The organism is Nocardioides sp., from assembly GCF_035481145.1.
Lineage (GTDB): Bacteria > Actinomycetota > Actinomycetes > Propionibacteriales > Nocardioidaceae > Nocardioides.
Genome location: NZ_DATIHB010000025.1, coordinates 25,618 through 33,919, shown reverse-complemented (window position 1 = coordinate 33,919; position 8,302 = coordinate 25,618). Strand labels below are relative to the sequence as shown.

General features: G+C 70.9%; 7 protein-coding genes. 1 reads left to right on the top strand and 6 read right to left on the bottom strand.

Annotated elements, in window-relative coordinates:
* On the bottom strand, positions 1-614 hold a 614-nt coding region (locus tag VLF38_RS02475; protein WP_325269708.1), incomplete at its 3' end, for a hypothetical protein.
* Positions 615-745: 131 nt separating this feature from the next.
* Here VLF38_RS02475 and VLF38_RS02470 point away from each other — a divergent pair.
* A complete protein-coding gene (locus tag VLF38_RS02470; RefSeq protein WP_325269707.1) occupies positions 746-1,612 on the top strand; it encodes an A/G-specific adenine glycosylase in 867 nt (288 codons plus the stop codon).
* 138 nt (positions 1,613-1,750) lie between these two features.
* On the opposite strand, the gene VLF38_RS02465 is transcribed toward VLF38_RS02470, so the two are convergent.
* From VLF38_RS02465 to VLF38_RS02445, 5 genes are all read right to left on the bottom strand, one after another.
* Positions 1,751-4,258, bottom strand: a complete 2,508-nt coding sequence (locus tag VLF38_RS02465) for an ATP-dependent Clp protease ATP-binding subunit (RefSeq protein WP_325269706.1) — start codon at positions 4,256-4,258, stop codon at positions 1,751-1,753.
* A 229-nt stretch (positions 4,259-4,487) separates the two neighbouring features.
* The gene (locus VLF38_RS02460) at positions 4,488-4,814 is read right to left on the bottom strand and encodes an Lsr2 family protein (protein WP_325269705.1); all 327 of its coding nucleotides are present in this window, start codon (positions 4,812-4,814) and stop codon (positions 4,488-4,490) included.
* A 75-nt stretch (positions 4,815-4,889) separates the two neighbouring features.
* On the bottom strand, positions 4,890-5,660 hold the full coding sequence (locus VLF38_RS02455) for a type III pantothenate kinase (protein WP_325269704.1): 771 nt from the start codon (positions 5,658-5,660) through the stop codon (positions 4,890-4,892).
* Positions 5,661-5,673: 13 nt separating this feature from the next.
* Complete coding sequence (gene nadC / locus VLF38_RS02450) at positions 5,674-6,603, bottom strand: carboxylating nicotinate-nucleotide diphosphorylase (RefSeq protein ID WP_325269703.1); 930 nt, start codon at positions 6,601-6,603, stop codon at positions 5,674-5,676.
* Positions 6,603-8,297 carry an L-aspartate oxidase gene (locus VLF38_RS02445; protein WP_325269702.1) on the bottom strand — a complete coding sequence of 565 codons (1,695 nt, stop codon included), beginning with the start codon at positions 8,295-8,297 and terminating at the stop codon, positions 6,603-6,605. Before VLF38_RS02445 ends, nadC begins: the two co-directional genes overlap by 1 nt.
* Positions 8,298-8,302 lie beyond the last annotated feature (5 nt).

Here is an 8,302-nt window from a genome sequence, read left to right as displayed (position 1 = left end):
TCCGTGGGCTCGCCACCGAGCGTCGCCGCAATGGCGTGGTAGGAGCCGATCCCGGCCCAGTCGGCGGCGTTCGAGCACTCGTCATCAGCGCGGTGACCGTTCCACACGAAGGTGACGCGCGCCGGCTTCGCGGCGCGCACGATGAGGTCCGCCGTCGGCAGGACGTCGCACTGCTGGGTGGACCAGATGTTGTCCGATCCAGAGGTGATCTTGACGGCGACGGAGTCCGGCGAGAAGACGAACGTGCATGCCTCCTCGGTGGTGCGGACCACGAGAGGCATCTCGACGCGGCCGTCGTTGGGCCGCTTGCCACCGGCCGCGGTGACGGTGACCTTCTCCGGGTCGCACGGCCCCGACGGCTCGGCGAGCGGAACGCCCTTGCCGGTGCGCAGCCCGACGGCATCGGTCGCCGTGCTGCTGGCCGTCGGTGAGGTCGCGGTGCCGACCAGGCTCGCCTTGCCGGCGTCCGAGGCGTCGTCCTTCTCGGCGCCGTCGCTGCCACCGCTCAGGAGCTTGCCGACGACGAGCACCAGGAGCAGGGCGACAGCGACCAGGATCCCGCGACGGACCCAGTAGACGCGGGCGGGAAGCGGTCCGCGAGGTGCCATGCTCATGCCGAGAACGGTAACCAGCGGGGCAGGTCGATTCCGTCAGCCACGCCGCCTCCACGCAGAGCGTCACGAGGGCCACACTCCGCGTCCCCGGTTGTGGACGGAGTGGCGCTCCGACGTAGGCTCGCGGCGCCATGAGTGACCTCCACCAGCCCGTGCTCACCTGGTACGCCGAGCACCAGCGCGACCTCCCATGGCGCCGTCCCGGGACCACCGCCTGGTCGGTGATGGTCTCCGAGTTCATGCTCCAGCAGACGCCGGTGGCGCGGGTCCTGCCGGTCCACGAGGCCTGGCTGGAGCGGTGGCCCACGCCGACCTCGCTCGCCGACGAGCCCGCCGGCGAGGCGGTCCGCGCCTGGGGTCGTCTCGGCTACCCCCGCAGGGCGCTCCGCCTCCATGCGGCCGCTACCGTGATCCGTGACGAGCACGGCGGGGCGGTGCCGTCGACCTACGACGCACTGATCGCGCTCCCCGGGGTCGGCGACTACACGGCGGCCGCGATCGCCTCCTTCGCCTTCGGCCGCCGTCACGTGGTCCTCGACACCAACGTGCGGCGCGTGCTCGCCCGCACGCTCGCCGGCGTCGAGTTCCCTGCGCCGGCGGTCACCAAGGCCGAGCGTGAGCTCGCCACGTCCGTGCTTCCCGACACCGACGACGAAGCGGCCACGTGGGCAGTCGCGACCATGGAGCTGGGTGCGGTCGTCTGCACCGCGGCCCGTGCTGCCTGCGAGCGGTGCCCCGTCACCGACCTGTGCGCGTGGCACGCGGCCGGCCGTCCGGCGTACGACGGGCCGGCGCGGAAGGTGCAGGACTATGCCGGCACCGATCGCCAGTGCCGCGGCCGCCTCCTCGGCGTCGTGCGTGACGCGGACCAGCCCGTGCCGCGGGGGCGCCTCGACGCCGCGTGGCACCTGGCCGAGCAGCGCGACCGTGCGCTCGCCGGCCTGCTCGCCGACGGCCTGCTCGTCGAGCCCGAGCCCGGCTTCTACGCCCTGCCCTGACGCCGAAGCGGCGCAAACCTGCACGCCCACCCCGCCGAAGCGGCGCAAACCTGCAGCCGACACGTCGAAGCGGCGCAAACCTTTGCAGGTTTGCGCCGCTTCGGCGGGTTCACGGCGCAGGTTTGCGCCGCCTCGGCGTTACTCGGAGTCGGGCTCCGCCGTGGTCTCCAGCGGCGGGACGTCCGGGACGGCCGAGACCTTCTGACCCTTGAAGGTGAAGGCCGCGGTCGCACCCTCGCCCTCCACGTCGACCAGGACGATCTGACCGGGGCCGATCTCGCCGAAGAGCATCTTCTCGGCCAGGACGTCCTCGATCTCGCGCTGCACCGTGCGACGCAGGGGGCGCGCGCCGAGCACGGGGTCGAAGCCCCGGCGGGCGAGCAGCTCCTTTGCTGCCGTGGTCAGCTCGAGCGACATGTCGCGGTCCTTCAGGCGCTTCTCGACCGACGCGATCATGTTGTCGACCATCGCGATGATCTGCTCCTGCGTCAGCGGCGGGAAGACGATCACCTCGTCGACACGGTTGAGGAACTCCGGGCGGAAGTGCTGCTTGAGCTCCTCCGAGACCTTCGCCTTCATCCGGTCGTAGGAACCGGCCGTGTCGGCCCCCTGCTGGAAGCCCAGGCTGACGCCCTTGCTGATGTCACGCGAACCGAGGTTCGTGGTCATGATGATGACGGTGTTCTTGAAGTCGACCACGCGGCCCTGCGAGTCGGTCAGGCGACCTTCCTCGAGGATCTGCAGCAGCGAGTTGAAGATGTCCGGGTGGGCCTTCTCCACCTCGTCGAAGAGCACGACGGAGAACGGCTTGCGGCGCACCTTCTCGGTGAGCTGGCCGCCCTCTTCGTAGCCGACGTAGCCCGGAGGCGAGCCGAAGAGCCGCGAGACGGTGTGCTTCTCGGAGAACTCCGACATGTCGAGCTGGATGAGGGCGTCCTCGTCGCCGAAGAGGAACTCGGCCAGCGTCTTCGACAGCCACGTCTTACCGACACCGGACGGGCCGGCGAAGATGAACGAGCCGCCGGGGCGCTTCGGGTCCTTCAGGCCGGCACGCGTACGCCGGATGGCGCGGGAGAGCGCCTTGACGGCCTCTTCCTGACCGATGACGCGCTTGTGCAGCTCGTCCTCCATCTTGAGCAGTCGGGTGGACTCCTCCTCGGAGAGCTTCACGATCGGGATGCCGGTCGCGACGGCGAGGACCTCGGCGATCAGCTCCTCGTCGACCTCGGCGACGACGTCCATGTCACCGGCGCGCCACTGCTTCTCGCGCTCGGCCTTCTTGCCGATGAGCTGCTTCTCCTCGTCGCGGAGCGCAGCAGCGGCCTCGAAGTCCTGGCCGTCGATCGCGGCCTCCTTGCGCTGGCGCACGTCGGCGATCTTCTCGTCGAACTCGCGCAGGTCCGGCGGGGCGGTCATCCGGCGAATGCGCAGGCGCGAACCCGCCTCGTCGATGAGGTCGATCGCCTTGTCCGGGAGGAAGCGGTCGGAGATGTAGCGGTCGGCGAGCGTCGCTGCGGAGACGAGCGCCTCGTCGGTGATCGTCACGCGGTGGTGCGCCTCGTAGCGGTCGCGCAGGCCCTTGAGCATCTCGATCGTCTCCGCGATCGACGGCTCGGGCACCTGGATCGGCTGGAAGCGGCGCTCGAGCGCGGCGTCCTTCTCGAGGTGCTTGCGGTACTCGTCGAGCGTGGTCGCACCGATGGTCTGGAGCTCACCACGGGCGAGCATCGGCTTCAGGATGCTCGCCGCGTCGATCGCACCCTCGGCTGCACCCGCGCCGACGAGCGTGTGGATCTCGTCGATGAAGAGGATGATGTCGCCGCGGGTCTTGATCTCCTTGAGCACCTTCTTCAGGCGCTCCTCGAAGTCACCGCGGTAGCGCGAGCCGGCCACCAGCGCGCCCAGGTCGAGCGTGTAGATGTGCTTGTCCTTGAGCGTCTCGGGGACGTTGCCCTTGACGATGTCCTGGGCCAGGCCCTCGACGACCGACGTCTTGCCGACGCCGGGCTCACCGATCAGCACCGGGTTGTTCTTGGTGCGGCGGCTGAGCACCTGCATGACGCGCTCGATCTGGACCTCGCGGCCGATGATCGGGTCGAGCTTGCCCTCGCGGGCGTCCTGGGTCAGGTTGCGGCCGAACTGGTCGAGCACGAGCGAGGTGGAGGGGGTGCCCTCCTGGGGGCCGCCGGCCGCCGCGGGCTCCTTGCCCTGGAAGCCGGAGAGCAGCTGGATGACCTGCTGGCGGACCCGGTTGAGGTCGGCGCCGAGCTTGACCAGCACCTGGGCGGCGACACCCTCGCCCTCACGGATCAGGCCGAGCAGGATGTGCTCGGTGCCGATGTAGGAGTGGCCCAGCTGCAGCGCCTCGCGCAGGGAGAGCTCGAGGACCTTCTTGGCGCGCGGGGTGAAGGGGATGTGGCCGGACGGCGCCTGCTGGCCCTGGCCGATGATCTCCTCGACCTGCGCGCGCACTGCCTCGAGCGAAATGTCGAGGGACTCCAGCGCCTTCGCGGCGACACCCTCGCCCTCGTGGATCAGGCCGAGCAGGATGTGCTCGGTGCCGATGTAGTTGTGGCTGAGCATGCGGGCCTCTTCCTGGGCCAGCACCACCACTCGGCGGGCACGGTCGGTAAACCGCTCGAACATCTCATCAACTCCCTGGATTCTGGTCTGCCAAAGCGCCCCGCTGGGTGCAGAGAGGAAGGGCAGACGCCCGGACCAACGTCCGACTCCACCCTACGTGTTCCCCACGACGGCAGAACCGCGTACGCCGACAGCGAACATGCTGCAGGTTCGCGCCGCCTCGGCGTGCTCCGGCTGCAGGTTCGCGCCGCCTCAGCGTGCTCCGGCTGCAGGTTCGCGCCGCCTCGGCGGGTCAGTGGGCGGCGTCGTAGGCCTGCTGCACCTCACCGGGGACACGGCCGCGGTCGCCGAGGTCGGGCCAGCCGTTGCCCCGGGCCCACTCGCGAACGTCACGTGTGTTGCCGCCACCGCTGGCCTTCTTCGTGCCACCGCCGCGACGCGACGCACCGACCTTGCGGGCGTGACCGACGTACGGCGCGAGCGCCTCGCGCAGGCGGGCGGCGTTGGCCGAGGCCAGGTCGATCTCGTAGGAGGTGCCGTCGAGCGCGAAGCTCACTGTCTCGTCGGCGTCACCACCGTCGATGTCGTCGATGAGGACGATGGAAACCTTCTGCGCCATGACAATTCCTTCGACATAAGAAAAATGAATTCGCGCCACATTAGCGAATCGAATTTCAGAATGAAATGCCGCTATTCAGGAATTCCGGGCGAAGACGAGCGCGAGTCCCTCGAGTGTGAGGAAGGGCCGGCGATCGGTGAAACAGGCGACCTCGTCCTGGACGAGAGGGGCCAGGTGGCCGGTCGCGACGACGTTGAGCTCCTCCGCCGCGACCGCCAGCTCACGCGCCATCCGGGCCACCATGCCCTCGACCTGCGCGGCGAAGCCGAAGAGCATGCCGGACTGGAGCGCCTCAACGGTGTTCTTCGCGATCACCGAGCGTGGCCGCAGCAACTCGACCTTCCGCAGCTGGGCACCCCGTCGTCCGAGCGCCTCCAGGGAGATCTCGATGCCGGGAGCGATCGCGCCTCCGACGTACTGGCCGGCAGCGGTGACGACGTCGTACGTCGTGGCGGTGCCGAAGTCGACGACGATCGTCGGCCCCTCGTAGTGGTGCGCGGCGGCGAGCGCGTTGAGGATCCGGTCGGCGCCGACCTCACGCGGGTTGTCCATCATCACGGGTACGCCGGTGCGCACGCCCGGCTCGACCACGACGCTCCGCACGCCGGCGAAGTGGGAGGCCAGCATGTCGCGCCACTCGTGCAGGACGGCCGGGACGGTCGAGCACACGGCGATGCCGCCGACCGCCTCCACCTCACCACCGAGAAGGCCCCGCACCAGCACGGCCCACTCGTCTGCCGTGCGCCGCTCGTCGGTGGAGACCCGCCAGTGCGCGAGCACCTCGCCCTCGCGCATCAGCGCCAGGTCGGTGGTCGAGTTGCCGATGTCGGCCGCGAGCAGGCTCATCCCGGGCGCCCGGTCAGCTTCGGAGGTCCATGGCGATGTCCATCACCTTCGCCGAGTGGGTCAGGGCACCGACGGCGATGAAGTCGACACCGGTCGCGGCGACCTCGGCCGCGCGCTCGAGGGTCAGGCCCCCGGAGGCCTCGAGCTTGCAGTGCGGCGTCGCGGAGCCGTCGCGGATCTCGACTGCCTCGCGCATCTGGTCGGTGCTCATGTTGTCGAGCAGGACCTGGTCGACGCCGATCTCGAGCAGCTCCTTCAGCTGCTCGAGCGTGGTCACCTCGACCTGGATCGGGACCTCGGGGTAGCGCGCCCGGATCAGCTCGTACGCCGGCACGACGCCGCCCGCGGCGATGACGTGGTTGTCCTTCACGAGCGCCTGGTCAGAGAGGTCGCGCCGGTGGTTGACGCCGCCGCCGCAGCGCACGGCGTACTTCTCGAGGGAGCGGAAGTGGGGGATCGTCTTGCGGGTGTCGCGGACCCGGGCGCTGGTGCCCTCCAGCACCGCGACCCAGGCGGCGGTTGCGGTGGCGACGCCGGAGACGTGGCACGCGTAGTTGAGGGCGGTGCGCTCAGCGGTGAGCAGCAGCGCCGTGCCTCCGGTGACGGAGAGGAGCACGTCGCCCCTGACGACGTGCGTGCCGTCGGCGACCGGGCGGGCGATCTCGACGGCGTTGCCGAGCACGTAGCGGAAGACCACCTCGGCGACGGCGAGGCCGCCGATCACGCCGTCCTCGCGGGCGATGAAGTCCGCGACCGCGGAGTCGGCGGCGGGGATCGTCGCCCAGCTGGTCACGTCGTCGCCCGGAAGGTCCTCCGCGACGGCGGCGACGACGTCGGCGTAGACCTGCTCGGGGTCGAGCCCCGCGGCGGCCAGCTCGTCGAGGAGCGGCGCCGGGAGCTCGGCATACGGCAGGGCGACGATCGACTCGACGTACTGGCTCATCAGTGCTCCGTTGTGGGGTGTGTGGCCGCGACCACGACGTCGTCGGTGGCCGGGGAGGGGCGGAAGACGGTGAACAGCTCGCCGTCGGACAGGACCGTGTCGAAGTGGCCGGCCATCCGCGCGTCGTCACGCTCGGGGAAGTCCTCGCGCCAGTGCGATCCGCGGGTCTCCTCACGGCGGCTGGCGGCCTGGGCCAGGGCGGCCGAGATCGCCAGGAGGTTGGTCGCCTCCCACTGCTCGGGGCCGACGGCTCCGGCACCGGCCGCGAGCAGCCCGGAGAGGGCGATCGCGGCCTCGGTCATGCCGGCGGCGGACCGGAGGACACCGACCCGCTCGGTCATCGTGCGCTGGACGTCGGCGCGGACCGACTCGTCGACGAGACCCGGCCGGCGAACGTCGACGGCCGGCGTCGACCACGGGCGGAGCTCGCCGGGCAGCACGGCCGCGATGCGCCGCGAGAAGACCAACCCCTCGAGCAGGGAGTTGGAGGCCAGCCGGTTTGCCCCGTGTACGCCGGAGCACGCGACCTCGCCGGTGGCGTAGAGCCCCGCGATGCTCGAGCGGCCGAAGAGGTCGGTGAGCACGCCACCGGAGGCGTAGTGCTGGGCCGGCGCGACCGGGATGAGGTCGACAGCCGGGTCGACGCCGTGGCTGCGGCAGGTGGCGAGGATGGTCGGGAACCGCTTCTCCCAGAAGGCAGCCCCGAGGTGGCGGGCGTCGAGCCACATGTGCGGCTTGCCCTCCTCGATCATGCGGCGGGTGATCGCCTTGGCGACGACGTCGCGAGGGGCGAGGTCGGCGAGCTCGTGCTGGCCCTGCATGAACCGGTTGCCGGCCCAGTCGACCAGGAAGGCCCCCTCGCCCCGGACCGCCTCGGAGATCAGCGGCTGCTGGCCACGCGAGTCGGGGCCGAGGTACATCACGGTGGGGTGGAACTGCACGAACTCGAGGTCGCGCAGCACCGCACCCGCGCGCAGCGCGAGCGCCATGCCGTCGCCCGTGGAGACCGCGGGGTTGGTGGTCTGGTTGAAGACCTGGCCGAGGCCACCGCTGGCGAGGATCACCGCGCGGCAGTGGACGGCGCCCACGCCGTCCTTCTGGCCCTCGCCGAGCACGTGGAGCGTCACGCCCGCGACAGCACCGGCTGCGTCGAGGAGGAGGTCGACAGCGAGCGCGTGCTGGATGACCTCGATGCGCGGGTCGAGCTCGACGGCGGCGATCAGCGCGCGCTGGATCTCGGCACCAGTGGCGTCGCCGCCCGCGTGCGCGATGCGGTCGCGGTGGTGGCCCCCCTCGCGGGTCAGGGAGAGGACCCCGTCGTGGTGGTCGAAGTTGGTGCCGAGCCCGATCAGCTCACGCACCGCATCCGGCCCCTCGGTCACCAGCACCCGGACCGCCTCGCGGTCACACGCGCCCGCACCCGCCACGAGGGTGTCGACCTCGTGCTCCTCGGGAGTGTCGCCCTCACCGAGCGCTGCGGCGATGCCGCCCTGCGCCCACTGGGTCGAGCCTGCGTTGAGCACGGTCTTGGTCACCACCAGGACGCTCAGCGACGGCGCCTCGGCACGGACCCGGAGAGCGGCGGTGAGGCCCGCGATGCCGGAGCCGATGACGACCACGTCGGCGCGGGTCGTCCAGCCGGGCGGCGGCGCGCTGAGGCGGCCGGGGAGCCCGGCGTACTGGTGGGACTGCATTGGGG